This is a genomic window from Streptomyces californicus (assembly GCF_000717645.1).
In the GTDB taxonomy this organism is placed as follows: Bacteria; Actinomycetota; Actinomycetes; order Streptomycetales; family Streptomycetaceae; genus Streptomyces; species Streptomyces californicus.
This window is the reverse complement of the sequence record NZ_JNZZ01000001.1, coordinates 312,244-336,550: the sequence shown is the minus strand read 5'-3', so window position 1 is coordinate 336,550 and position 24,307 is coordinate 312,244. Positions and strand designations below refer to the sequence as shown.

Genomic DNA, 24,307 nt, shown 5'->3' with positions numbered 1-24,307 from the left:
GTACGGGGCGTGGAGTTGCGGGGAGTGGGGCACCGGTACGGCCTCCGGGGCGCCTGGGTGCTGCGCGGGGTGGACGTCGCGCTGCCCGCCCGCGCCCTCGTCCGGGTCGAGGGCGCCAACGGGGCCGGGAAGTCGACCCTGCTGCGGTTGCTGGCCGGGATCGACACCCCGGCGGAGGGGCGGATCACGGGCCGCCGGGCCCGTACGGCGTACGTCCCCGAACGCTTCTCGGCGACGCTGCCCCTGACGGCCACCGACTACCTCGTCCACCTCGGCCGCGTCCACGGCCTGCGGACCGCCGAGGCGAAGCGGCGCGCGGGGGAGTGGCTGACCCGGTTCGGGGCGGCCGAGCACGCCCGCACCCCACTCGCTGAGCTCTCCAAGGGCACCAGCCAGAAGGTGGCCGTGGCCCAGGCGCTGCTCGCCGCCCCCGACCTGCTGGTGCTGGACGAGGCGTGGACGGGGCTCGACGCGGCCGCCCGCGCGGAACTCGACCGTGCCGTGGCCGAGCGCGTCGCGGCCGGCGCCACCGTCGTCTTCGTCGACCACGATCCCCGACGTCTGGCCGGAGCGGCTGATCTCACGCTGCGGGCCGGGGACGGCGGGGTGGGTACGGTGACCGCGCCGGTCGCGACCGGTATCGCCCCGGGCCCCCGCGTCCTGGTCGTGGCCGTGGGGCCGCGCGGGGCGTCCCTGCCGACGCCGTTGCCCGGCGACCCGGACCGGGAACGGGGAGCCGGCACTCCGGGCTCCGACTCCGTACGCCTCACGGTCGCCGCGTCCCACTCGGACGCGCTCCTGAAGACGCTGCTGACGGCCCGTCCGCCCTGGCACATCCGGCAGGTCGCCGCGATGGGGCCGCCGGAGCCGTCCCGGACCGTCCGACCTGCCGGGAGTGCCGAGGGGCCGACGTCACCCGGGCCGGGCGGGAGCGTTCGGGCGACCGGCTCCGCTCAGCCGATCGAGAGGCCCGCGACACCGTGACCGCGCTCCTCCGCTACCAGGCCGCACTGCTGGCCCGCTCCCAGCGCTGGCTCGCGCCCCTTCTGCTGTACGCCGCCGTCCTCGCCGTCGGTGTGCAGGGCGGGCAGCCCGTGCTGGGCTCGCTCGGCGTCGCGGCAGCCGCCCTGCTGCCCGTCACCGCCTGGGCCGTCCACCTCTGCGTCGGTCAGGAACCGCCCGCCGCCCGGACCGTCGTCTCGGCGGCCGTCGGGGCCCGGCGAGTCCATCTGGCGTCCCTGCTCACCGGCACGGGCTGTGCGGCGGCGCTCGCGGTGGTGAGTACGGCCGTCGTCCTTCTCGTCAGCGCCCCCGTCACCGACGACGGCGCCCACGAGGTCGCCCGGTCCTCCGCCGCGCTCGCGGGACTGCTCGCCTCCCTCTGCTGTGTACTGCTGGGCGCGGTCGTGGGCGCGCTGAGCACACGTCCCGTGGTGGAACGCCGGGGCTGGTCCGTCGCGGCGGCCGTACTCGGGTCGCTCCTCGTGCTGGTGGCCGCGGGCTCCCCCGCGCGGTACGCGGTCACGGATCTGGTCACCGGATCGCGGACCGGGACGTTTCATCAGCCCGTCCTGCCGCTGCTCGCCGCGCTGGCCGTCGCCGCTCCCGTGGCGTACTTCGTGTGCCGAACAGCCGCCCGGCGCGGGTGAGTAGGCTCGTGGGCATGAGTACGGGTACGAGCACGGGCGGCGGCGCGGACGACGACGGTACGTACTGCGTGCCTGCCGGGCCCGGAGCACCGGCCGCGCCTCCCGGCCCGGGAGGCGCGGCCGGCGGTCCTCCGTACGCCGAGTGCGTGCTGTGCCGCGAGCCGACCGAGTACCCGGAGTCGACCCCGGGCGCCACGCTCTGCCCGGTCTGCGCCTGGCAGGAGGCCGGCCGCTCGGCCTGTTCCGGTTAGAGCGTGTCCGGCGCGTCCTGACCGGGTCCACGACGCTGGCCCGCCTGTCCGCCCCTGATCCGCCGGACACCCCTCAGCGCGCCTGTTCGACCCTGGTCCGCCGGGCACCCCTCAGCACGCCAACCACCCCGCCGGGCGCGTCGCCGGGGTGCGCGGCGAGTACCGCGAACCCGTCGCTGGGCGCGGTCATGGGCGCCCCGGGCACACGTCCCGTGGGCCCGGTGACCGGAGAGCGCGAGCGGGCCGGTCACGTACGGGATGTCCGGCCCGCCGACCGGCACCCCGCCCCATGGCCGCCCCGCGACCCCATCCGACAAGGCGCTACTGGTCGAACAGCCTGTCCAGGTGCTGGTCCACGGCCTTGAGCACGTCCTGGGGATCGATCACGCGCAGTTCGATCAGGGTGGCGAAGCCGGTGAGAGCGAGAAGAAGGTCGGTCTCGGTCGCCGGGTCGCGGGTGGAGTCGATGTGCCCGTCCGCGATCGCCCGGCGAATCAACCCCTCCATCTGAGCGCGTCCCTTGGCCATGGCGTCACGCGTGCGCGCGAGTACCTCTTCGTCGTGCAGCGCCTCCAGGACGTACGCGGCGTTCATCCGGCTGGTCGCACGGGCGTCGGCGTGGAGCGGAAGCATTTCCGTGAGCGTCAGTCGGAGTACGTCGCGGGGGTGCGGCGGATCACCGAGCTGTTCCAGGCTTCGGCTGATGCGCTGCGTCGTCTGCTCGGCGGCGAAGTCCATGGCGAATGTGAGCAAGGCCTGCCGAGAGGCGAAGTAGTGCTGCAGCTGTCCATGGGAGATGCCTGCCTCCCGTGCGATCTCGCGCAGGCTCAGGTGCTGCACTCCGCGCAGATCCACCACTCTCCACAGCGCTCGGGCGATCGCTTCGCGGCGTTCGCGGTGATCCACTTGTTTCGGCATGGTCCGCCCCGTTCCTGGTTCTCATACAGTTGACATAATACAGGTGACCGATAAACCCTGGGGAACCTACGGACACCGGCCGGAGAGGACGAGCTGTGCCTGAGCAGCCAAGAGTGCGCACCGCCGAGGGCTATGTGGAGGGCCGCCGGCGACAGGGTCACGCGGTGTTCCGCGGTATCCCCTACGCTCAGCCGCCCGTGGGCGCGCTCCGCTTCGCCGCGCCTGTCCCCGCGCGTCCCTGGGAGGGCGTCCGGCCGGCGGTCGCATTCGGACCCGCCGCACCGCAGTCCGGGCCGACCCGGGCGGATCCGTCCGACGGCACGGGCTGGCTGACGCTCGATGTGTCCACGCCGGACCCCGGCGGCGGGGGCCTGCCGGTGCTGGTGTGGATCATCTGCGGAGGCTACATGGCGGGGGACTCCGGTGATCCGATGTACGACCCCGCCGTGCTGACCGGGGCGGGGCTCGTCGTCGTGAGTGTCAACTGCCGAATGGGCGCGGAAGGGTTCGCCCTGCTCGACGGCGCTCCGGCCAACCGCGGCCTGCTCGACCAGGTCGCGGCACTGGAATGGGTGCGGCGGAACATCGCCCGGTTCGGCGGGGACCCGGAACTGGTCACCGTGGCCGGGCAGTCCGGCGGGGCGGGGTCGGTCGCCGCGCTCCTGACGATGGCGTCGGCGCGCGCCCTGTTCCGGAGGGCCATCACGCACTCGGTGCCGGGACTGCACTGCATGCCCGCCCTGGCGGAACAGGTCACCGCCACGCTCGCGGACCGCCTCGGCGTCGCGCCCACCGCCTCGGCGCTGGCCGGCGTCGCCCCGCAGCGTCTGGCGGACGAACTGACCGGTCTGTGCGTCGACCTCCCGCAGTACCGGGAGCGCTGGGGAAGGCTCGCCCACCTGGGTATCGCGGTGTGCCCCGTGATCGACGGCGACGTCCTCACGGAAACGCCCTGGACCGCTCTGACCGGCGGCCGTGCCGCCGGTGTCGACCTCCTCGTCGGCCACACCCGCGACGAGTTCCGGCTGTTCAGCGTCGCGACGGGGCTGCGGGGAACGTTCACCGCACAGGACGCCGACACCGCCCTGGACCTGTTCGCCCCCGCGCCGGACGGCCCGGACGCGTACCGTGCCGCCCACCCGCACGCGGACCCGGAAGACCTGCTGGAGACGGTGTTCTCCGACGCCACCTTCCGTATGCCGTCGTTGCTGCTGGCCGAGGCGAACACGGCGGCGGGCGGCAGCTCGTTCCTGTTCGAGCTGCAACTCGGCTCACCGACCATCGGCGGCGCCTGCCACAGTCTCGACGTGCCCTTGGCGTTCGGCACGATGGAGAGCCCCACCGGCAGGCAGCTCCTCGGCGACGAGGCCGCGTCCGAGGCCGTCGAGGTGTCGCGCGAACTCCAGCGGGGGTGGGTCCGGTTCGTCTCCACCGGCAGCCCCGGGTGGGCGGCGTACGATCCCGGCCGCCAGCTGACCCGCGTCCTGGCCGCCGAACCGAGGACCGTCCCCTATCCCGAGCAGGCTTCGCTCCGGATCTGGCGGGGCGTCCCCCCTGCCCCCTTCGACCTCACCTGAATCCGGTACGGCAGCCTCACCCGAACCCGGTACGGCGGCGCAGGGGCTTCGGGGGCGTCGCGGTGGCGCTGAAGACAATTCCTGACAGAGAGGAATTCAGGGAGTCCGCCACGCCCCCCTTCCTTTAGGTAGCGCTACGCATTGATAGGCGCCGGTCGGCCGCCGCACACTCTGGTGGCCGGAACACGCCGGACGGCGGGCGGAAGGTCCCGTGGCTACGACACCCCTCGCGAACACGGGTGTTCGGCTGCCTCGACCCCGCCGTCGGGCGTGGTCCCGGTGCGACCGGGCGGAGGGCGACGGCCTTTCCGCGCGGCGCGTTCCGCCACGGGCCGACCCACCGGCCCGCACGGGGCGGCCTCCGCCCCCGCCTCTTCCCGCGACGCTCCGTGCCGAGCGGCCCACCCCCCGCCAGGCCCGACCGGGTCTGTGACGCACCAAGAGGAGACACTGTGGATCGTCCCGTGCGCACCTTGCGCAGACTGCTCGCCGTAGGCGCCGGTGCCGCCCTGCTCGTCGGCGCCGCCTCGACCGCCGGGGCCGCCGCCGCGCCCGTGCCGCCGGGCGGCGGCGAGGGCCGGATCGTCGGTGCGGACCGGCCCGACGCCGTCGAAGGCTCCTACATCGTCACCCTCAAGGACTCCGTGGCCCGCACGGAGATACCCTCCGTCGCCAAGTCCCTGACCAAGCGTCACTCGGGCACGGTACGGAGCACCTACACCACCGCCCTGCGCGGCTTCTCCGTGAAGATGAGCGAGGAGAAGGCGAAGCGGCTCGCCGCCGACCCCTCCGTGGCCCGGGTCGAGGCAGACGGCGCGGCGTACGCCACCGGAACCCAGCCCAACCCGCCCAGCTACGGCCTGGACCGGATCGACCAGCGCAGTCTTCCGCTGGACAAGAGCTTCACCTATCCCAGCGACGCCTCCAACGTCACGGTCTACGTCGTCGACTCCGGCGTCCGCATGAGCCACAGCGACTTCGGCGGTCGGGCCACCAGCGGCTACGACTTCATCGACAACGACTCCAACGCGTCGGACTGTCATGGGCATGGCACGCACGTGGCCGGGACCGCCGCCGGCGGCTCCTACGGGGTCGCCAAGGGCGCCAAGATCGTCAGCGTCCGGGTCCTGAACTGCCAGGGCAGCTCCGGCACCACCTGGGACCCGGTCCTGCGGGGCATCGACTGGGTCACCAAGAACGCCAAGAAGCCCGCCGTGGTCAACATGAGCGTCGGCGGCGGCAAGACCCAGTCCATCAACGACGCCATCAACAACTCCATCTCCTCGGGCATCACCTGGGTCGTCGCGGCGGGCAACAACAACGCCGACTCCTGCCAGTACTCGCCCTCGTCCACCCCGGCCGCGATCACGGTCGGCGCCACGAACAGCTCGGACGCCCGCGCCACCGGCTGGAGCAACGGCCAGGCGTCCAACTACGGCACCTGCCTGGACATCTTCGCGCCCGGCGACAAGATCATCTCCACCTCGAACGGGGGCGACAACGCCAACCAGTCGATGAGCGGCACCTCCATGGCCTCCCCGCACACCGCCGGCGCCGCCGCGCTCCTCCTGGCCGCCGAGCCGTCGCTCACCCCGGCCCAGGTGCGGGACAAACTGGTCGCCAACGCCACCCCGGACAAGATCAGCGACGCCCGGACCGGCTCCCCGAACCGGCTGCTCTTCACCGGCACCGGCGGCGGGGAGGACCCCACCGACCCGCCTGGCAAGAAGTTCGAGAGCTCCGGTCAGGTCCAGATCCGCGACAACGCCACCGTCGAATCACCGATCACCGTGAGCGGCGTCTCCGGCAACGCGCCCGCCACCCTGGCGGTCACCGTCGACATCCGCCACACCTTCCGCGGTGACCTCAAGGTCGAGCTGGTCGCCCCGGGCGGCGGCGTGACCGTCCTGAAGAACTACAACGCCAACGACAGCGCCGACGACGTCCGGGGCACGTTCACGGTCAACGCCTCCAGCAGCCCCGCGAACGGTGTCTGGAAGCTGCGCGTCACCGATAACTGGGTCAACGACACGGGCAACATCAACGCCTGGTCGCTCCAGTTCTGACCGGCCGCCCCGGTCCAGGGGCCGGCCGCCCGGGACGGGGTCCTCAGCCCCCGCCCGGGGACCGGCCGCCCCGCCCCGGGAACGGCCCGGACGACTGCCGGTGATCCACGTCCCGAACCACGGTGGATCCCCGGCTCACCCGGCCGGTGAACCTCTCCGCGAACTCACCGGCCGGCGGGGGGCGTCCGCGGCGTCCGCACTCGCGCCGCGGACGTCCCCACTCTTCTCCCCGCCGCCGGGACAGGCCATCATGAGGCCGTCCCGGCGGCACGGCCGCATCCGCTCGGCCGCTCGTCATGCCGATGCCGCCCGGGGTGCGGAGGGACGCCATGAACGCCGAGCCACCACTCTCCGCCCCCGGCGCCCTGATCGGACGCTCCCGGCTCCTGGACGACCTGCGTACGGAACTCGAACGGCGACCCTCCGTCGTGGCGATCACCGGGGAGACGGGTGTGGGGAAGAGCCGGTTCGTCCGGGAACTCCTCCACGGGGCCGCCACCCCCTCGCCGTGCGGCATCGTCCTGACCGCCCGCTGCCGGGAGCCGGACACGAGCCCGGCCCCGTGCGCGGCCTGCGGCAGCCCGCCGGACGAAGCCCGAGCGCCGTGTGTCTGCGGCCGTGCGGCGGACGAGTCTCCAGCCCCGTGCGCCTGCGGTCCGGCGTCGAACACTCCGCCGTCCCCGCCGTTCGCCCCGATCATCGAGGCGTTCACGCCCACCGGCCCCCTCGCGGCCGGACTGCTCGACGCCCTGCCCCGGGACCTGCCCCCGGTGACCGGGGCCCTGCGCGGGCTGCTGCCCGACCTCGCCGACCGGCTCCCGCCCGCGCCGCCGCCCCTGGCCGAACCGCAGGCCGAACACCATCGCGTCCTGCGGGCCCTGTGCGCCATGACAGCGCACCTGGGCGACGCCGTGCTGGCCGTGGAGGACCTCCAGTGGGCCGACGCCGGGACCCGCACCTTCCTCCGTACGGTCGTCTCCGACCCGCCGCCGCGCCTCGGACTCGTCCTCACCGCCCGCGAGGACGGCGACGGGCTCCCGTTCCCGGTCCCCCTGCGCGCCCCGTCCCACGTCACGGTGGCCGAGCAGCGCCTCCCGCCGCTGTCGGTGGCGGAGACCGGGGAACTGGCCGCCGGACTGCTCGGCGCGCGGGCCGTGCCGGAGGAGTTCGCCGAGCGCCTGCACCGGGGGACGGGCGGGCTGCCGTACGTGGTCGAGGAGGTGCTGCGCCGACGCCCCGGCCGTACGGATGAGGGCGGCGACGGAGGCGGGGCAGCGGGCTCCGCCCCGGGCGCCGAAGCGGAGGAAGCGGAGGAAGTGGCGGGAGGCGAACCCGGCCGCCCTGCCCAGGGAAGTGAACCCGGCCGCCCTGCCCGGGGAGGCGAGCCCGGCTTCCCGGCTCGGGGAGGCGACCCGGGCCGTCCGGTACGGGGAAGTGAACCCGGCCGCTCGGCTCGGGAAGGCGACCCCGGCCGCACGGTCGCGGGAGGCGAACCCGGCTTCGCGCCCCCCGACGGAGCGCCGGAACTGCCCCTGCCCGCCTCTGTACGCCGGATCGTGGTCGAGCGGCTGAACCGCCTTCCCCCGGCCGCGCGCCGGGTGGTCGCCGCGGCGGCGGTCCTGCGCGACCCCGCGCCCGTGGACCTGCTGTCCGCCGTCGCCGGGTCGGGCGGACCGGAGGCCCGCCGCGCCCTCACCGCGGCGCTCCACCACGGCGTCCTCCGGGCGGCGGACGGCCGCTACGCCTTCCCCTACGACCTCGCGCGCCGGGCCGCCCACGAGGCGATCCCCGAACCGGAACGCCCCGTCCTGCACCTGCGCGCGGCCCGCGCCCTCGCCCGGCAGCCCGGCCCCGTACCGCTGGCGGCGATGGCCGGGCACTACCGTCACGCCGGCCGACGCACCGAGGCAGCGCGCTGTCTGGAGGCGGCCGCCGACCGGGCCGCCGGGGGTGGCGACGCGGGGACGGCCGCCGCCCACTACCTCGACGCCCTGGGCGACGGCCCGTCGCCCGCCGCCCGGGACCGGATCGCGCTCAAGCTGGCCCGCGTCGCGCTCAACGCCCGCCCCGGCCCCCAAGTGCCCGCAGCCCTGCGGCAGGTGCTCGACCGGCACTCCCTCGACCCCGGCCCGGCCGGTGAGATCCGGCTGCTGCTGGGCCTGCTGCTGCGCAACCAGTCGGGCTCCGGCACGGCGGCGCTGGAGGAGATAGCACGGGCCGTCCCCGACCTGCTCACCGTCTCCACCGGACAGGCCGCACGGGCGCTCGCGATCACCGCCATCCCCTCGCTCAAGGGCTGGTCGTTCCGCGAACACCGGCGCCTGCTGGCCGAGGCCGAGCGGCTGCTGCCCGAGGTCGCCGAGGAGGAGCTGCGGTCGGCCGTGCTGGCCAACCGGGCCACCGCCCTGGCCCTGATGGGCGACCCGTCGGCGGGGGACGCGGTGGCGGACCTGCCCGGCACCCTCACCGGTGAGGCGGCGGCGCGGGTGTACGCCAACCTCGCCGGGGCCGCGACCTCCCTCGGACACCCCGACCGGGCCCGGGCCTTCCAGGACCGGGCGTGGCAGGCGGTACGGACGCACCACGCCCCGTACCTGGAAGCGTTCGTCGAGACCACGGACCTGGTCGCCGCCTTCACCGGCGGCCGGTGGAAGGGGCTCCTGGAGCGGGCCGAACGCGCCGAGGAGCAGTACCGGAACGTGCCCGACTTCCACGCCGAGGCCCTGCTCGTCTGCGGGCTGCTCCGCCTCCACACCAAGGGCCAGACGGATGTGGCGCGCCGCCTGCTGGACCAGGCCGTGCGCACCACCGCGCTGGACACCGGTGTCGTGCTCACCTCCGCCGCCGCTGCCGCGGCCCGTGTCCACCTGGCCGCCGCCCGCCCCGCGCAGGCCGTCCAGGCGGCGGAGGGCGCGCTGCACCACGTCCGCCGCACGGGGGCGTGGGCGTGGGCGACGCCCCTCGTGCCGACGACCGTCGACGCCCTGATCCGGGACGGCCGCCCGGACGAGGCGCACCGGCTCGCCGCCGAATTCGCCGAGGGCGTCGCCGACCGGGACGCGCCGGCCGCCCGCGCCGCCCTGCTCACCTGCCGGGCCCTGCTCACCCCGCAGGAGGGCCGGCACCCCGCGGCCAGCCCGGCCCCGCCCACCGCCACGGACGGCCCCCGGCCCGGGAGCGCGACGCCCGACGCGCTGTACGGAGCCGCCGCCGACGCCTGGACGCGGCTGGAGCGGCCCTGGGAAGCCGCGTACGTCAGGGAGGCGTGGGGCCTCCACCTGCTGGCCACCGGGACGGCGGGTGGGCGGACGGTGCTGCACGAGGCGATCGCGGCCTACCAGGACCTCGACGCCGTGTGGGACGTCCTGCGCTGCCAGCGCGGGCTGCGGGAGCACGGTGAGGTCACCGTCCGCAGGCCCGGCGCGCTGGGGTACGGCGACCACCTCTCGCCCCGGGAGCGCGCGGTGGCCCGGCTGGCCTCGCTCGGGCTCTCGAATCGGGAGATCGCCCGCGAGCTGGTCCTCTCGCACCGGACGGTCGAACACCATGTGGCGCGTGCCCTGCGCAAGCTCGGCGTCTCCTCCCGTACGGAGATCGGCCCGCAGCTCGGACCGTGACCGGGCGCCTCGCGCCCCCTCCCCGCATCCCGCTTCCGGCTTCCCGCTCCCCGCATCCCGCTTCCCGGGAAGAGGCTCCCCTACCGCCCTCCGCCGTTCCCCATCAGCTCCGACACCTTCACGAAGCGGTAGCCGCGCGCGCGGAGTTCCGGCACGATCCGGCGTACCGCCGCCTCGGTGGCCGGGGCGGCGCTGCGGGTGCAGTGCATCACCACGAGGGACCCCGGCCGCACCCCGTCCAGCACCTGCCGGGCCACCGCGTCCGCGTCCGTGGCGAAGGCGTCGCCGCTGACCACGTCCCACTGCACCGCCGTCACGTTCGCCGGGGCCAGCGCGCGCAGCGCCGCGTCGTCGTAGCAGCCGCCGGGGAAGCGGAAGTACGGCACCACGTTCCGCACGCCCGCCTTCCGGAACGCGGTGAAGGCGCGTCGCACATCGGCGGTCATCGCGGCCTTCTCGACCACCGGCAGGCCGTAGCAGGGGGAGCTGAAGGCGTGGTGGCTGTACGAGTGGTTGGCGACCTCGAACAGCGGGTCGGCCCCGATGGCCTTCGCCTGCGCCGGGTACTCCTCGGCCCAGCGGCCGGTCATGAAGACGGTGGCGGGCACCTTCGACCGGCGGAGCAGGGCGATCAGGTCCGGGTTGTCGAAGCGTTCACCGGAGGCGGCCCGGGGGCCCTGATCGGCCGTCATGTCGGCGTCGAAGGTCAGCGCCACGACCTTCTCCGCCGACCGGCCCGCCGCGCCCCCGTCCGTCGCCCTCCGCTCGAAGACCGGCGTGCGTCCCGCCGGGCCGGGAGCAATCGTGGGCGGCTTCTTCGGGGAGGCGGAGGCAGAAGCGGAATCCGAAGCGTGGGCAGTGGCCGGGGCGGAAGCGGAATCCGGGGCAGGGACGGAAGGGGGAGGAGCCGACGCCTTCGGCGGGGGTGCGAGGGCGCCGGGGGCGGACCCCCCGCCCCCGCACCCCGTCAGGGCGGTGCAGGCCAGCACCCCCGCCACCGTCAGAGCCGTCGTCGTCCGCGCAGTAGTGATCACCAACGGAAAATATCCGACAATACGACTAAATGGTTCGGCGGCGCTCCGGGTGCCGGCCCACGCGGCCGGCTACGTCAGCACCACGGCCCCGTCACCGCGAACGTCGTCCCCGGCGTGTAGCAGTTCACGTACATCGTCGAACCGTCCGGCGAGAACGTGACCCCCGCGAACTCGCCCCACTCCGGCTCCTCCGGTGTCCCGATGTTCTGCCGCCCGCGCGCCATCGGGTAGACCTCCCCGCGCCGCGTCACCCCGAGCACGTGCTGCGCGCCGCCGCCGTCCTCGCAGACCATCAGCCCGCCGTCGGCCGCCAGGCAGATGTTGTCGGGGGACTCGCCGGGCAGCTGGATGTCGGTGTCCGGGCCGAAGAGGACGACCAGGGTGAGCCGCCGCTTCTTCGGCTCGTACCGCCACACCTGCCCGTAGTGGTCGGCCGCCGAGCCCTCCTCGCTGCGGGCGAAGCTGGAGACGAAGTAGACCGAGGACTCGCCCCAGTAGCAGCCCTCCAGCTTCTGGGCGTGCGTGATGCCCTTCCGGCCGAAGTCCTGGAAGCGGATCGGGGTCTCCTTGGCCAGCGGGTCCGGTACGGGGACCCACTCGATGCGGTCGAAGCTCTTGCCGGTCTCCTGAACGGCTGAGAGATCCGGCACGCCCGGCACCCGCATCGCCTCCAGCGCCCCGCCCGCCCGCAGCGACCCGGTGCCGCCGAGCGGCTTCTCGGGCAGGAAGCGGTAGAAGAGGCCGAACGGCCTGTCGAACGCGTCCTCCGTCTCGTACACGATCCCCGACCTCGGGTCCACGGCGATCGCCTCGTGCTGGAAGCGGCCCATCGCGGTGAGCGGGACGGCCCCGGTGCGGCGCGGATCGGCGCCGTCCACCTCGAAGATGAAGCCGTGGTCCTTGGTGTACCCGTTGGTTCCGGCCCGGTCCTCGGTCTCCTCGCAGGTCAGCCAGGTGCGCCACGGGGTGGGCCCGCCCGCGCAGTTGACCGCCGTACCCGCGATGGCGACCCGCTCGCCGAGTACCTTGTTGCGGCCGTCCAGCTCCAGGGTCGTACAGCCGCCCTTGGCCGCCGGGTCGTACGTCAGCCCCGCGACCGTCGGGACGCCGATCGCCGCCGTGTGCCGGTTCTCGTGGTTGCGCACCAGGTGGACCCGGCCGTGGCGGCCCTGAAGTGCCGTCATGCCGTCGTGGTTGCTGGGCACCCGGCCCTCACCGGAGCGCAGCGGGTCGCCCTCCCGGGACAGCACCCGGTAGCGGAATCCTTTCGGCAGATCGAGCAGACCGTCCGGGTCGGGGACGAGGGGGCCGTAGCCGTCGTGGCCGCGTGCGGCCGCCGTACCCGCGAAGAGTTCGGAGAAGGCCCCCGTGAAGGCGATCGCGGCGGCCGCGCCGCTGCCGGCCAGGACCTGTCGTCGTGTCGCGGTGGTGCGAGGTGCGGTTGACATGAGGTGACTCCCTGTTGGCGGACAGGTGAAGTGACCCGCACGTGTGTAGCACGCACGAAGGCGCGGGGGAACCATGCGCGCCCCCGCGCCCCGTGTCGCTGCTGGGACGGCCCAGGTGGGGAGGGCCGTCCGTGGGAAGCCCGGGGGAGTTCCGTCGGGACTCCCCCGGGGCGTCTTCCCGGCGGGTCCGTCAGGCGCCGGAGCGCCGGACCCGGGCGGCCGTCAGGCCAGCGACGCCGACAGCGTGATCGTCGTGCCCGACAGGGCCTGGCTGACCGGGCAGTTGGCCTTGGCGTCCTCGGCCGCCTTCACGAAGCCGGCCTCGTCGAGACCGGGGACCTCGCCCACGACGGTGAGGTGGACGCCGGTGATGCCGGTGCCGGGCTGGAAGGTCACGTCGGCCTTCGTCTCCAGCCTGGTCGGCGCGGTACCTGCCTGGGCCAGCCCGTGCGAGAGCGCCATCGAGAAGCAGCTGGAGTGCGCGGCCGCGATCAGCTCCTCCGGGCTGGTCTTGCCGTTCGGCTGCTCCGAGCGCGCGGGCCAGGAGACGGGGTACTCACCGATGCCGGAGGAGTCGAGGGAGACGACCCCCTTGCCCTCGATCAGGTTGCCTTCCCAGACCGTGTGCGCCTGACGCGTGGTAGCCATGCTGGATCCCTTCGAACGGTGTGCGCGGTTGTACGGGTAAGGGCGGGGTGCGCCGTCGTGCGCCGCTCCCCGCCGTGTCACGCCCCGAACCTACTGCGCCACCAGCCCCTTCGCGTCACGCGCCAGCGCCGTCAGCCGCGAGATCGCCCGGAAGTACTTCTTCCGGTAGCCGCCGTTCAGCATCTCGTCGCTGAACAGCCGGTCGAACGGCAGCCCCGACGCCAGCACCGGGACCTCCCGGTCGTACAGCCGGTCCGCCAGCACCACCAGGCGCAGCGCGGTCGACTGGTCGGGCACCGCCGTCACCCCGGTCAGGCACACCGCGCCCAACTCGTCGGTGAGCGCGCCGTACCGGCTCGGGTGCACCTTGGCCAGGTGGTCCAGCAGCCCGGGGAAGTCGTCCAGCGAAGCGCCCTCGGTGGCGTAAGCGGCCCGGGTCACCTGCTCGTCGCTGTACGGCGGCGGGGCCTCGGGCAGCCCGCGGTGCCGGTAGTCCTCGCCGTCGATGCGCAACGGGCGGAAGTGCGACGAAAGCCCCTGGATCTCGCGCAGGAAGTCGGCGGCGGCGAACCGGCCCTCACCGAGCTTGCCCGGCAGCGTGTTCGAGGTCGCGGCCAGCGCCACCCCGGCCTCCACGAGCCGGCTGAGCAGCGAGGAGACCAGCACCGTGTCGCCCGGGTCGTCGAGCTCGAACTCGTCGATGCACAGGAGCCGGTGCCCGCTCAGCGTCCGCACGGTCTGCTGGAAGCCCAGCGCGCCCACGAGGTTGGTCAGCTCCACGAACGTGCCGAACGCCTTCAGCGACGGCTCGGCCGGCGTGGCGTGCCACAGGGAGGCCAGCAGGTGGGTCTTGCCGACGCCGTAGCCGCCGTCGAGATAGATCCCGCGCGGTCCGGCCGGGGCGGCCGGCTTCCTGCTCCCGAACCACTTGCGGCGGCCGGAACCGGTGGCGTGCGCCCCGCCGAGCCCGGCGGCGAAGTCCGCCAGAACGGTGACGGCCTCGCGCTGGCTGGGCTGGTTCGGGTCGGGCACGTACGTGTCGAAGCGCACCGAATCGAAGCGCGGCGGCGGCACCATCTCGGCGACCAGCCGGTCGGCGGGGACGTGCGGCTCGCGGGCGCACAGGGACAGCGGGGCCGTTTCGGAGAGGGGGCTCTGCCCCGGAAACGCGGTGGAGGACGACACAACTCTCCACCCTAAGGCCCGTGCCAGACTGCAACCCATGCGAAGCCTGTTCCCTGTGACGGACCTGACAACCAGCACGTCGGAAGGCGGGGGCCCGGCAGGGCCTTCGGCCGACCGCGAGTGGAGCCTCGACGAACTGGCGGAGGCGTACGCCTACCCCGCCGCTCCGGACCGCCGGGCACCGGCCGCCGGGGGAGCGGACCCGTCCGGCGGCTCCTGGCTGCGGGCCAACATGGTCTCGACCCTCGACGGGGCCGCCCAGCACGAGGGGCGCTCGCAGCCCATCTCCTGCGCCGCCGACATGCGGATCTTCGGCACCCTGCGGGGCCTGGCCGACGTGGTGATCGCCGGAGCCGAGACCGTACGGCAGGAGGGGTACCGCCCCGCCCGCGCCCGGGAGGCGTTCGCGGCGCGGCGCGCGGCCGCCGGGCAGGGCCCCGCGCCCGCCGTCGCGGTGGTGAGCGGCTCCCTGGAGCTGGACTTCTCGCTGCCGCTGTTCACCGAGCCCCTGGTCCCCACCCTCGTCCTGACCGGCGCGGCGGCTCCGGCCGACCGGATCGCGGCGGCCCGGAAGGCGGGCGCGGAGGTGGTGATCGCGGGCGACGGGGCCGGGGTGGACCCGGCGAGGGCCGTGCGTGAGCTGGCCGACCGGGGGCTGCGCCGGCAGCTCACCGAGGGCGGCCCCCGGCTGCTCGGCCAGTTCGTGGCGGCCGGGGTGCTGGACGAGCTGTGCCTCACGATCTCCCCGATGCTCACAGCGGGTGACGCTCAGCGCATTGCCGGGGGCCCCGGCGTCGTCGTGCCGGAACGTTTTTTCCTGGCATCGCTCCTGGAAGAGGCCGGTTTCCTCTTCTCTCGGTACCGTCGGACTGACAGTTAGCGGAATTTGCCGTTCCGCTTAGCTTCGGATGGGCACACTTACCCCTGCAGTCCCCGTGGAAGCACGGGGAAGGATGGTTTCAGCAAACGACCGTCCACGGCCGAGAGCGCCGGGGACGAGACGAAGAACCGGAAGGGCGCCTGTCGTGTTCACAAGCGTTTTGATGATCGAGAAGCCGCTCAGCCCCGAGGACGTGGACTTCGTCACCACGCTCCACGGGGAGGAGCGCATCTCGTTCGTCGTTCTGTTGCAGCCGCGCGGCGACCAGGCCGATGTCCTGCTGCGCGCGATCGACGACGTGGCGATGGGGGAACTGAAGGAAGCGGTCCGCGAGGGCGAGGAGCCGGAGGGCGGCGAGGCCCGGGAACCCGCCGAGATCGGCCTCGAATACTCCCTACGCGCCCTGCGCCAGGCAGGGGCCGAGGCGGTCGGGCAGGTGATCGAGGAACACCCTCTCGACAAGCTGAAGACCGTCGTCGAGGACGCGGGCGCCGACGAGGTGATCGTCCTGACCGCCCCGCACTACGTCGAGGAGTTCTTCCACCGCGACTGGGCCTCCCGCGCCCGCCACAAGGTCGGCGTCCCGGTGCTCAAGCTCTTCGCGCACAGCGAATAGGCTGAAGCCGCGCGGTCGCCGGAGGCAAGCCGGTACCGCGTCGCCACGACACGCACCCCGAGGAGTACAGATGGCCCCCGGCATTCCCGCCGCCATGGAACGACCGCACTTCATCGGCATCGGCGGCGCCGGAATGTCGGGTATCGCCAAGATCCTCGCCCAGCGCGGCGCGAAGGTGGCGGGCAGCGACGCCAAGGAGTCCGCCACCGCCGAGTCCCTGCGGGCGCTGGGGGCGACCGTGCACATCGGACACGCGGCGGCCCATCTGGCCGACGACGCGTCGTGCGTGGTCGTCTCCAGCGCCATCCGCGCCGACAACCCGGAGCTGCTCCGGGCGGGCGAGCTGGGCGTCCCCGTCGTCCACCGCTCCGACGCGCTGGCCTCCCTGATGAACGGCCTGCGCGCCATCGCGGTGGCCGGCACCCACGGCAAGACGACCACCACCTCGATGCTGGCCGTCGCCCTCTCCTCGCTGAGCCTGGGCCCCTCGTACGCCATCGGCGGCGATCTGGAGGGGCCCGGCACCAACGCCACGCACGGCGAGGGGGACATCTTCGTCGCCGAGGCCGACGAGAGCGACCGCAGCTTCCAGAAGTACGACCCCGAGGTCGCGATCGTCCTCAACGTCGAGCTGGACCACCACGCGAACTACGCCTCGATGGACGAGATCTACGACTCCTTCGAGACCTTCGTCGGCAAGATCGTCCCCGGCGGCACCCTGGTGATCTCCGCCGACCAGCCGGGCGCGGTCGAGCTGACCCGCAGGGTCCGCGACCTCTCCGACCTCAAGGTCGTCACCTACGGCTCCGCCGAGGACGCCGACGTACGCGTCCACAAGGTCACCCCGCGCGGCCTGACCAGCGAGGTCACGGTCCTGCTGAACGGGAAGTTCCTCACCTTCACGGTCTCGGTCCCCGGCGCCCACTACGCCCACAACGCGGTCGCCGCCCTCGCCGCCGGGGTCGCCCTCGGCATCCCGGCGCACAACCTGGCCTCCGCGCTCGGCTCGTACACCGGGGTCAAGCGCCGCCTCCAGCTCAAGGGCGATGCGGCGGGCGTGCAGGTCATCGACTCGTACGCGCACCACCCGACCGAGATGACCGCCGACCTGGAGGCCATGCGCGGCGCGGCCGCCGACGCGCGCATCCTGGTCGTCTTCCAGCCCCACCTGTTCTCCCGCACCCAGGAGCTGGGCACCGAGATGGGCCAGGCCCTCGCCCTGGCCGACGCCTCCGCGGTCCTGGACATCTACCCGGCCCGTGAGGACCCGATCCCGGGCATCACCAGCGCCCTGATCATCGACGCGGCGAAGGCGGCCGGTGCCGAGGTCACCGCCGTCCACGACCAGGCCGAGGTCCCCGGGGTGATCGCGGGAATGGCGAAGCCCGGCGATCTCGTTCTCACCATGGGAGCGGGCGACGTCACCGACCTCGGCCCGCGCATCCTGGAGCACCTGTCCAGCGGTCACCAGTCGAGCTGAGGAGCGAGCCGTGCCGTACGACGTCGAGAAGCCGGACGAGCAGTGGCGGGAAGAGCTGACCCCCGCCGAGTACGCGGTGCTGCGCCAGGCCGGCACCGAACCCGCCTTCCGCGGTGAGTACACCGACACCAAGACGGCGGGGGTTTACTCCTGCCGGGCCTGCGGGTCGGAGCTGTTCCGCTCCGACACCAAGTTCGAGTCGCACTGCGGCTGGCCGTCCTTCTACGACCCGAAGGACACCGACGCGGTCGAACTCATCGAGGACCGCAGCCACGGCATGGTCCGCACCGAGGTGCGCTGCGCCCGCTGCGGCTCCCACCTGGGCCACGTCTTCCAGGGCGAGGGCTACCCGACCCCCACGGACCAGCGCTACTGCATCAACTCGATCTCGCTGACCCTGGCGCCGGACGAGGGCTGAGCCCTCGTCCGGTCCGTCGGTCGATCGATCGGCCGGTCCCGGCAGGTCGGGGTGTGGTGCCCCGGACCTCCTCGAACGGGGAGGTCCGGGGCACAGTGCTGTCAGGCGCCCGGGGCGGCGTGAGAGCGGCTTGATCTGTCGTCATACGCGTCTTACGCTCGAAGTATGGCGAAAACTCGGATCAGTATCAGCCTTGACCGGCAGCAGGCGGAGCGGATCAGAGAGCATGCGGAGCGGGCCGGAATGGACGTCTCCGCGTATCTGGTGCACGCCGCGGCGCGCCAGATGGCAGAGAGCGATGCCATAGAGGAACAGTTCGCGGAGGTGGACGCGGCCATCGCGCGGGCGGAGGCGGAAGCCGGTGCGATGCCTGATGAGGCCGAGGCGGATGCGGCGGAACTGACCGAGCGGCAACGCCGCGACGTCGAGGCCGCACTCGCGCTCGTGCACGGTGCCGACCAGCAGGGCGCGAGGACTCCGGGCCACGCGGCGTGAGCGGACGTGTTCCCGTGTACGACTCGGGCATGCTGATCGCGCTCGCGGACCGAAGGGCCAAAGCAGTCGCCCTCCACGAGGGAATGCGTACGTCCGCGCACCGTGCGCTGGTGCTCGGGCCCGTCCTGGCTCAGGTCTGGCGTCCTCGTCCTTCGACGATTCACGCATTGTCCGGTGTGCTGAAAGACTGCACGGTTCCGCAGGCCCGGTCGTCCGAGCCGCCCATGCGGGAGACGAAGGCGGGTCGCCCGGCATGTCTGGCCTGTGCTACCGGTCCGGACCTCACCGACTGGCGACGCGTCGGAACAGCACTCGGGCAGGCGGCGCTGCCGGCGAAGAAGAAGCCGGACGCGGTGGATGCCTGGGTCGCTCTGGCTGCCGCACGCCATGGCGGTGCGGTGATCTTCACCAGCGACCCCGATGATCTGCTGGCGTACCTGGCGGTTCTGCGACCGCATGACGTGCACGTCGTGGCTGTGTGAGCCGGACAGGGGCGGGCCCCGCCTCAAGGCTCACTCCGCCGTGCCGCCCGCTTCTCCGCTCGCCTGCCGTGCGCGGGTCAGCTCCTCGGTGGAGCGCCGCAGGATGTCGATGGTGCTTCCGACCCAGCGGGTGACCGCCGCGCGCTCCGCGGCGTCCATCTCCTCGACCAGGGCGTTCATCGCCTCGGCCATCGGCGAGAAGAGCCGGGCGAGGTCACGCCGGCGCCCCGGGGCCACGTGCAGGGAGTACCTGCGGCCGTCGGCGGCGTCGCGGCGCCGCTCCACGTGCCCCAGCCCGGTCAGCCGGTGCACGACCTTCGTGATCGCCGGATTGCTCAGTCCGGTGTGGGCCGCCAGTTCGCCCGGGCTCGTGCCCGGTGACCGGGCGATCAGGGAGAGGATCTTGTGTTCCGTCGCATTGAGACCCAGGTGGGCGGCGACGGCCTCGTGGAACAGGACGACCCGCAGGCTCAACTCCTGCCCCAGGGCGTTGCCGGCGGCCCTTGAGACATCCGCAGTGGTCATGGGAAGAGGCTAGCAAAACTACTTCACTTCAGTGAAATATTCTCGCTAGGTTGTTCCCATGACCACCATTTCCGCGACGCGCACCGCCGGGCGCCCGCTGCTGGACTCCCGCGTACTGTTCCGCACCTACGCCGCCACTCTTGTGGTGAATCTGCCGCTCCTGGCCCTGCTCCTGGTCCCGCAACTGCTCCGCAGCCGCGCCGGCTCGGAGGCGCTCCTCATGGTCGGCTCTTTCCTGCTGCTGGTTCTCGTCACGAGCGCGGTGGTGATCGCCCCGGAGGTCAGTGCCCGGGTCGCGCCGGCGGGCGACCACTGGCGTCCCGGCCGGGCACGGTCCCGCACTCGCGCCATGCTCCGGTCCGATCGTCGCGCCTCCCTGCGGAGCCTGGCCGAGTTCGTCGTCCTGTACATCGCCGCGCAGGGGGTGGGCGGTGTCTTCGCGTGGATGATGCCGTACGTGTGGGCCAACCCGGCCCACGAGGCCGACCCCGCGCAGAGCGCCTGGGTCATCGACTACCCGAACTACGCGACCCAGGCGGCCGCGATCTACCTCTGCGTCTGCTTCGCCGTCGCCTGGTACGCCACCCGGGTGCGGGCGCGATCGGCCCGGCTCGAAGCCGCCGCCTGACTGTTCGCGCGGAAAAGCGGAGCCCCTCGCCCCGCTTCAGCCGGCGTCCGCCTCGGACCGCAGCAGCGGGTGGATCACGCCCGGGAAGACGGTCGCCTGCACGGTCTCCTCGGCCGATCCGCCCCGGACGACGGTCTCGGCGACGCCCCAGGGCCGCCCGGCCAGATGGACGGTGAGGGTGTACGAGGACGAGCAACCGGTGCACTCGTAGCGGTCGGCCCAGGTCTCGACCTCCGTCGTGGAGCCGGGGTAGCGCTTCACGTGCCGGTGGCGGGCGTGGCAGTGGTCGCAGGTCTCGCCGGGCTCGCAGGTCCCGCCGCAGGGGCAGGGCACGTCGAAGGAGTCGGCGGGCGTCCACCGCTGCACGAGGACGGCGTCGCGGGTGGCGGCGGTGTCCTTCATGGCCTTGAGATGGCGGGCGGCGACGTTGTACGACTCGCCGGTGGCGGCCATCCGGTCGCGGATGACGTCCTTGCGGCCGCGGTTGGTCGTCATGGTGGTGGGCTCCTCCTTCTGGGGCACGCAGCCCGTATGGAGGCTCACGAGTCGTACCGGTGTCCCTCTTACGGTACCGGGCCGCCCTGAGCGCGCCCGACCGCGAGGGGCTGCCCGCCGCCTACGCCCCGCTTCTGCTCCGGGGACCGCTCCTCGCGGTGGTGACCTGGTCGTACCACCGGCGGCACCGGACCGTGCGACGGCCGCAGGGCGGCTCGTAGGATCACCGGACCGGTCCGGGCGCCCGGAGGTGCTGACGCGGGGCCGGGAAGCGAGCTCCGTCGATCCGTATATATCGACAGATCCGCAGATCGACATCGACAGGGGGAGGCCGGTCATGGCATGGAACGTTCAGCAGGCGGCGGCAGTGCCGGGGAACCGGGCGCGCAACACTCCGGCCCGGGTCGCCGCCTGGTCGGCGGCCCTGGGGGTCGGCCTCATCGCCGCCATCGTGCTGACGCCGATGTTCTGGCTGATGTACGGCGGCTTCTACACGGCCGCCCTCTTCCTCTGCGGCCTCGTCGCCGTCCCGGCCGGACACGCGGGCCGCCGCCGGGGCAAGAAGCTGGGCGGCCGGGACCGGGGCCTGGCGCTGCTGGCCCTCCTCACCGGCTGGCTGCTCATGCTCGGCGCCCTGGTGCTGGTGCTCGCCTACGCCGGTCTGGTGGCGGGGCTCGGCGTCCTGGTCGACTCCGCGAACTGAGGCGGGCGGACGGATCCGGCGACGACACCGCCGCCGCGCATCCGGGCCGGTCGCGGTAGGTTCGGACAGCGTCCCGTCCCGCTGAGCCCGACCGGCCGGGGAGGGCGGGGCGGACCGATCGCAGATCGACCGATGAGGGAGCTTCCGTGGCCACTGTGCACCGCACCACCCTGTCGCCCGGCAAACTGGAGTTGATCACCGATTGGCTGCCGCAGCAGAAGTGGTACGCGGGCGGCCCGGCGACACCCGATCTGACGAACGCCGGCGGGTTCCGCCTGGACGACCCCGAGGGCGAGGTCGGCATCGAGTTCATGGTCGTGGTGGACAGCGCGGCCGAGGAGCCGGTGGCGTACCTGGTGCCGCTGAGCTATCGCGGCGCGGCGCTGGAGGGCGCGCCCGACGGGGCGCTGCTCGGCACCTCCGAGCACGGGGTGCTCGGCACCCGCTGGATCTACGACGGCACCCACGACCCGGTGGTGCAGGCCCAGTTGGGCGCGCTGCTGCGCGGACAGGCGGAACCGCAGCACCAGCGTGAGAGCGACACCCCCGATCCGTCCGTGACGGTACGGGGGACCGGCCCCGACGGCGGGTTCGACGTCCGGATCAACCGGGTCCTCACGTCGGCCGAGGCCGAGGAGCGCCCGGAGGCGCACCTGGTCGCCGGGTGGGCCTGGCCGGACGGAACGGCCGCGCGGGGCGTCTTCGCGGCCGTCGCGTCGTAGCCGTAGGCGACTTGCCCGCAGCCTCAGTCAGTCCCGGCCCTGGACCGCGTACCCGAGGAAGCTGGTCCAGGACGCCGGGGCGAGGGCGAGCTGAGGGCTCTCGTCGAGCTTGGAGTCCCGGACGTGGATGGTCGAGGGGCAGGCGGCGACCTCGACGCAGTCGTCCCCGGAGCTGCCGCTGTGGCTCGACTTGTGCCAGTCCATGGCGACCTCTACGCAGGAGTCGCCGTCACCACTGCTGTAGCTCGATTTACGCCACTCCAGCGCGACCTCTACGCAGGAGTCGCCGGATCCACTGCTGTAGCTGCTCTTGAACCAGGCCAGGGGTGTGGTGCTCATGTTGCTCCTCGCATCCGCTGCATCAGGCTCCTGGAGTCCTCCGCTGTACGAGCCTGTGAACGCATACTGGCACACCGCATCTGGTACGTGCTGATCGCTTTGGGGTCGGTGACGAGCTGGCCGTACTTCTGCCCCTCCAGGTAGCCGAACCACTGGTGTTGCGGAGTCTCCAGCAACTGCATGGGGCCGCCCAGCCCGGAGTGGTGAGGGCGTACCACATCCATGATCTGGATCGTGACGTTACGCAGCTCGGACAGTTCGAGGAGGTGGTCGAGCTGTTCGCTGGTCACCTCGTCGCCGCCCAGGTTCCGCAGGAACAGGTGCTCTTCGAGGATGAAGCTGAAGGCGGTGTTCGGCCGGTTCCGCAGGAGTTGCTGGCGCTCCTGCCGAGCCGCCAACTGGACCTCGATCTGCTCGTCGGTGAGCGGCGGCAGTTGGTCGGTGAACAGCGTCCGTGCGTACGCGGGCGTCTGCAGCAGTCCCGGAATCATCCGGCACTCGTACGTGTGCAGGCTCAGCGCCGACAGCTCCAGTTGCGCCCACTGCTGGAACCAACTCGCGAGCCCCCTCTTGCGCGTCAGGTGTTTCGCCGCGGCCTCGATCACGCCGAACGCGTCGAGTACCGCTTCCGCGCGCTCCACGAAGTCAGGGGGAGGGAAGCGGCGGCCCTGCTCGATGGAGGCGATGGTCTCCACCGAGTACCGCACGAGCGGCGCGAACTCCTCCTGCGTCAGCCGGGCCCGCTTGCGGAAGGCCTTGACCACCTCCCCGAACACCTTGAGGCTGTACTGCGATTCGGGTTCCGAGGCGGCGCGTCCGCGTGCGCCACTGCCTTTCGAGGCCCCCTGCCCGATGGTGCCGATGCCGTCGGTGCCGTGCGTCATGGACGGCCACCTCCCCGTGTCCTGGTGCCGGTGAGCAACCCGCCCATGCTTACGGACCGTGATCCGTACCGTCCACCCTTCGCGCTCGTACGCTGACTCAGCGTACGAGTTCCTGACCTGGTGGAGGGGGCCGAAAGCCCGGAAATTGGGGGCATGGAAGCACTCGCGCAGCCTCAATACCCCGTAACCGTACGTGTGTTCAATCACCACTACCCGGCGACTCCGCAGGGCGCCCGGCTCGCTCGCCGCGTCGGCCTGCACAAGCTGCACGCGTGGGGCGTTCCGTATCTCAGTGACGCCTCGGAGTCGGCGGCGCTGATCATCGGGGAGCTGGCGGCCAACGCGGTGACCCACGGCCGCGTCCCCGGCCGCGACTTCGCCCTGCGGCTCTCGTACATGCCCGGCGGGCCGGAAGCGCCCCGCCTTCTGCGGATCGAGGTGTCCGACGCCCGGGGCGAGCGCCGGCCGCCGGGCCCCGGTGCGGTCGCGGCTCCGGACGACGGCGCCGACAGTGGTCGCGGGCTGCTGATCGTGGAGGCCCTGGCGGACCGCTGGGAGATCTTGGACCGCAACCCGGGCAAGACGGTCCGTGCGGAACTGGACCTGCCCGGCTAAGAGTTCGGGCCGTCGTCCAGTGGCTCCGGTGGTGCGGGAGCCGGTACGTGTGGGGCGCGGTGAAGGCGGCCGCGTCGTCTAGCCCTTCCGGTCGCTCCCGTGGCTCTGGTCGCTCCCGTCGCTCCCGTGGCCTCCGTCGCTGTCGTCGCGCAGGGACCGGATCATGCCCTGGAGCAGCCGGAACGCCTCCGCCTGCTCGCCGTCGCTCATGCCCCCCAGCATGCGGCTCTCGACGGCCCGGACCGCCGCCGACGCCTCTCTGAGGCTCTCCCGGCCCCGGGGTGTGAGCCGGGCGGGGAGCACCTTGCCCACCGCCGCCTCGGCGGGCCTGGTCACGTGGCCGTCCCGCTCCAGGGCCTGAAGGAGCACGTTCATCGACTGCCGGGTCACGAACGCTCCCCGCGCCAGCTCGGAGTTCGACATGCCGGGGCGCTGGGCCAGCAGTTCGAGGCAGGAGTAGTGGGTCACGGTCATCCCGAGGGGGCGCAGCACCTCCTCCATGGCCAGGCGCAGGGCGGTCGACGCCTCCTTGAGGAGGTAGCCCAGGGAGGTGTCGAGTTCGATGCCGGAGCGCTTTTGACTCATGTCAGGAGTCTGACATACCGTGGTTCGTGTCAGATAGCTGACACGAA

27 protein-coding genes are annotated in these 24,307 nt (G+C 72.9%); 17 read left to right on the top strand and 10 right to left on the bottom strand.

Features of this window, described 5'->3' with window-relative positions:
• The first annotated feature begins 9 nt into the window (after nt 1-9).
• Genes IF19_RS01000000134470 through IF19_RS0101455 form a run of 3 tightly spaced genes read left to right on the top strand, consistent with a single transcriptional unit; the run spans nt 10 to nt 1,900 of the window.
• On the top strand, nt 10-984 hold the full coding sequence (locus IF19_RS01000000134470) for an ABC transporter ATP-binding protein (protein WP_030289827.1): 975 nt from the start codon (nt 10-12) through the stop codon (nt 982-984).
• The gene (locus IF19_RS0101460) at nt 981-1,649 is read left to right on the top strand and encodes a hypothetical protein (protein ID WP_030114862.1); all 669 of its coding nucleotides are present in this window, start codon (nt 981-983) and stop codon (nt 1,647-1,649) included. Before IF19_RS01000000134470 ends, IF19_RS0101460 begins: the two co-directional genes overlap by 4 nt.
• Nucleotides 1,650-1,663: 14 nt before the next feature.
• A complete protein-coding gene (locus IF19_RS0101455) occupies nt 1,664-1,900 on the top strand; it encodes a hypothetical protein (RefSeq protein ID WP_030114863.1) in 237 nt (78 codons plus the stop codon).
• Between the two features lie 321 nt (nt 1,901-2,221).
• On the opposite strand, the gene IF19_RS0101450 is transcribed toward IF19_RS0101455, so the two are convergent.
• Complete coding sequence (locus IF19_RS0101450; protein ID WP_030114864.1) at nt 2,222-2,818, bottom strand: TetR/AcrR family transcriptional regulator; 597 nt, start codon at nt 2,816-2,818, stop codon at nt 2,222-2,224.
• A 95-nt stretch (nt 2,819-2,913) separates the two neighbouring features.
• Here IF19_RS0101450 and IF19_RS0101445 point away from each other — a divergent pair, with 95 nt between their 5' ends.
• From IF19_RS0101445 to IF19_RS1000000138045, 3 genes are all read left to right on the top strand, one after another.
• Entirely contained in the window at nt 2,914-4,395 is a 1,482-nt protein-coding gene (locus tag IF19_RS0101445; protein ID WP_030276147.1) for a carboxylesterase/lipase family protein, read from the top strand.
• A gap of 452 nt (nt 4,396-4,847) precedes the next feature.
• On the top strand, nt 4,848-6,461 hold the full coding sequence (locus IF19_RS0101440) for a S8 family peptidase (RefSeq protein WP_030114867.1): 1,614 nt from the start codon (nt 4,848-4,850) through the stop codon (nt 6,459-6,461).
• Nucleotides 6,462-6,790: 329 nt separating this feature from the next.
• Nucleotides 6,791-10,078: a helix-turn-helix transcriptional regulator gene (locus IF19_RS1000000138045; protein ID WP_030276149.1), complete on the top strand. Its 3,288-nt coding sequence runs from the start codon at nt 6,791-6,793 to the stop codon at nt 10,076-10,078.
• 80 nt (nt 10,079-10,158) lie between these two features.
• Here IF19_RS1000000138045 and IF19_RS0101430 read toward each other — a convergent pair whose 3' ends face one another.
• The 4 genes from IF19_RS0101430 to zapE form a co-directional block, all read right to left on the bottom strand.
• Nucleotides 10,159-11,082 (bottom strand): polysaccharide deacetylase family protein, encoded by a 924-nt coding sequence (locus IF19_RS0101430; protein WP_030114870.1) that lies wholly within the window; start codon nt 11,080-11,082, stop codon nt 10,159-10,161.
• 104 nt (nt 11,083-11,186) lie between these two features.
• Complete coding sequence (locus IF19_RS0101425) at nt 11,187-12,560, bottom strand: alkaline phosphatase PhoX (RefSeq protein WP_030114871.1); 1,374 nt, start codon at nt 12,558-12,560, stop codon at nt 11,187-11,189.
• 222 nt (nt 12,561-12,782) lie between these two features.
• Nucleotides 12,783-13,208, bottom strand: coding sequence for an OsmC family protein (locus tag IF19_RS0101420; protein WP_030114872.1), 426 nt, complete (start codon nt 13,206-13,208; stop codon nt 12,783-12,785).
• Between the two features lie 90 nt (nt 13,209-13,298).
• Nucleotides 13,299-14,393: a cell division protein ZapE gene (gene zapE, locus IF19_RS0101415; RefSeq protein WP_030276151.1), complete on the bottom strand. Its 1,095-nt coding sequence runs from the start codon at nt 14,391-14,393 to the stop codon at nt 13,299-13,301.
• A 37-nt stretch (nt 14,394-14,430) separates the two neighbouring features.
• Here zapE and IF19_RS0101410 point away from each other — a divergent pair, with 37 nt between their 5' ends.
• The 6 genes from IF19_RS0101410 (at nt 14,431) to IF19_RS0101385 (ending at nt 18,764) form a co-directional block, all read left to right on the top strand.
• Nucleotides 14,431-15,273, top strand: a complete 843-nt coding sequence (locus tag IF19_RS0101410) for a pyrimidine reductase family protein (RefSeq protein ID WP_030114874.1) — start codon at nt 14,431-14,433, stop codon at nt 15,271-15,273.
• Nucleotides 15,274-15,436: 163 nt separating this feature from the next.
• Nucleotides 15,437-15,889, top strand: coding sequence for a hypothetical protein (locus IF19_RS0101405; protein WP_030114875.1), 453 nt, complete (start codon nt 15,437-15,439; stop codon nt 15,887-15,889).
• 70 nt (nt 15,890-15,959) lie between these two features.
• A complete protein-coding gene (gene murC / locus IF19_RS0101400) occupies nt 15,960-17,369 on the top strand; it encodes a UDP-N-acetylmuramate--L-alanine ligase (protein ID WP_030114876.1) in 1,410 nt (469 codons plus the stop codon).
• 10 nt (nt 17,370-17,379) lie between these two features.
• On the top strand, nt 17,380-17,787 hold the full coding sequence (gene msrB, locus IF19_RS0101395; RefSeq protein WP_030114877.1) for a peptide-methionine (R)-S-oxide reductase MsrB: 408 nt from the start codon (nt 17,380-17,382) through the stop codon (nt 17,785-17,787).
• A gap of 165 nt (nt 17,788-17,952) precedes the next feature.
• Nucleotides 17,953-18,282, top strand: a complete 330-nt coding sequence (locus IF19_RS0101390; RefSeq protein ID WP_030114878.1) for a ribbon-helix-helix protein, CopG family — start codon at nt 17,953-17,955, stop codon at nt 18,280-18,282.
• Between the two features lie 29 nt (nt 18,283-18,311).
• Entirely contained in the window at nt 18,312-18,764 is a 453-nt protein-coding gene (locus IF19_RS0101385; RefSeq protein ID WP_050490929.1) for a hypothetical protein, read from the top strand.
• A gap of 30 nt (nt 18,765-18,794) precedes the next feature.
• Here IF19_RS0101385 and IF19_RS0101380 read toward each other — a convergent pair whose 3' ends face one another.
• Nucleotides 18,795-19,289, bottom strand: a complete 495-nt coding sequence (locus IF19_RS0101380; RefSeq protein ID WP_030114880.1) for a MarR family winged helix-turn-helix transcriptional regulator — start codon at nt 19,287-19,289, stop codon at nt 18,795-18,797.
• A gap of 58 nt (nt 19,290-19,347) precedes the next feature.
• Between IF19_RS0101380 and IF19_RS0101375 the strand changes: the two genes are divergently transcribed.
• Nucleotides 19,348-19,917: a hypothetical protein gene (locus IF19_RS0101375; RefSeq protein ID WP_030114881.1), complete on the top strand. Its 570-nt coding sequence runs from the start codon at nt 19,348-19,350 to the stop codon at nt 19,915-19,917.
• 36 nt (nt 19,918-19,953) lie between these two features.
• Here IF19_RS0101375 and IF19_RS0101370 read toward each other — a convergent pair whose 3' ends face one another.
• Nucleotides 19,954-20,412 carry a hypothetical protein gene (locus IF19_RS0101370; protein ID WP_030114882.1) on the bottom strand — a complete coding sequence of 153 codons (459 nt, stop codon included), beginning with the start codon at nt 20,410-20,412 and terminating at the stop codon, nt 19,954-19,956.
• A gap of 59 nt (nt 20,413-20,471) precedes the next feature.
• On the opposite strand from IF19_RS0101370, the gene IF19_RS1000000137525 reads away from it, so the two are divergent.
• From IF19_RS1000000137525 to IF19_RS0101355, 3 genes are all read left to right on the top strand, one after another.
• Nucleotides 20,472-20,633 (top strand): hypothetical protein, encoded by a 162-nt coding sequence (locus IF19_RS1000000137525; RefSeq protein WP_156095446.1) that lies wholly within the window; start codon nt 20,472-20,474, stop codon nt 20,631-20,633.
• A 116-nt stretch (nt 20,634-20,749) separates the two neighbouring features.
• On the top strand, nt 20,750-21,115 hold the full coding sequence (locus IF19_RS0101360) for a hypothetical protein (RefSeq protein ID WP_128647551.1): 366 nt from the start codon (nt 20,750-20,752) through the stop codon (nt 21,113-21,115).
• A 146-nt stretch (nt 21,116-21,261) separates the two neighbouring features.
• Nucleotides 21,262-21,837 (top strand): maltokinase N-terminal cap-like domain-containing protein, encoded by a 576-nt coding sequence (locus IF19_RS0101355; protein WP_030114884.1) that lies wholly within the window; start codon nt 21,262-21,264, stop codon nt 21,835-21,837.
• A 27-nt stretch (nt 21,838-21,864) separates the two neighbouring features.
• On the opposite strand, the gene IF19_RS0101350 is transcribed toward IF19_RS0101355, so the two are convergent.
• Both IF19_RS0101350 and IF19_RS0101345 read right to left on the bottom strand, forming a co-directional pair.
• Nucleotides 21,865-22,176 (bottom strand): DUF397 domain-containing protein, encoded by a 312-nt coding sequence (locus IF19_RS0101350; protein ID WP_030114885.1) that lies wholly within the window; start codon nt 22,174-22,176, stop codon nt 21,865-21,867.
• On the bottom strand, nt 22,173-23,060 hold the full coding sequence (locus IF19_RS0101345) for a helix-turn-helix domain-containing protein (protein WP_030114886.1): 888 nt from the start codon (nt 23,058-23,060) through the stop codon (nt 22,173-22,175). Before IF19_RS0101345 ends, IF19_RS0101350 begins: the two co-directional genes overlap by 4 nt.
• Nucleotides 23,061-23,213: 153 nt before the next feature.
• Here IF19_RS0101345 and IF19_RS0101340 point away from each other — a divergent pair, with 153 nt between their 5' ends.
• Nucleotides 23,214-23,675: an ATP-binding protein gene (locus IF19_RS0101340; RefSeq protein WP_030114887.1), complete on the top strand. Its 462-nt coding sequence runs from the start codon at nt 23,214-23,216 to the stop codon at nt 23,673-23,675.
• 78 nt (nt 23,676-23,753) lie between these two features.
• Here the strand turns inward: IF19_RS0101340 and IF19_RS0101335 are convergent, their stop codons facing one another.
• Nucleotides 23,754-24,260: a MarR family winged helix-turn-helix transcriptional regulator gene (locus tag IF19_RS0101335; RefSeq protein WP_050493065.1), complete on the bottom strand. Its 507-nt coding sequence runs from the start codon at nt 24,258-24,260 to the stop codon at nt 23,754-23,756.
• Between the last annotated feature and the right edge of the window lie 47 nt (nt 24,261-24,307).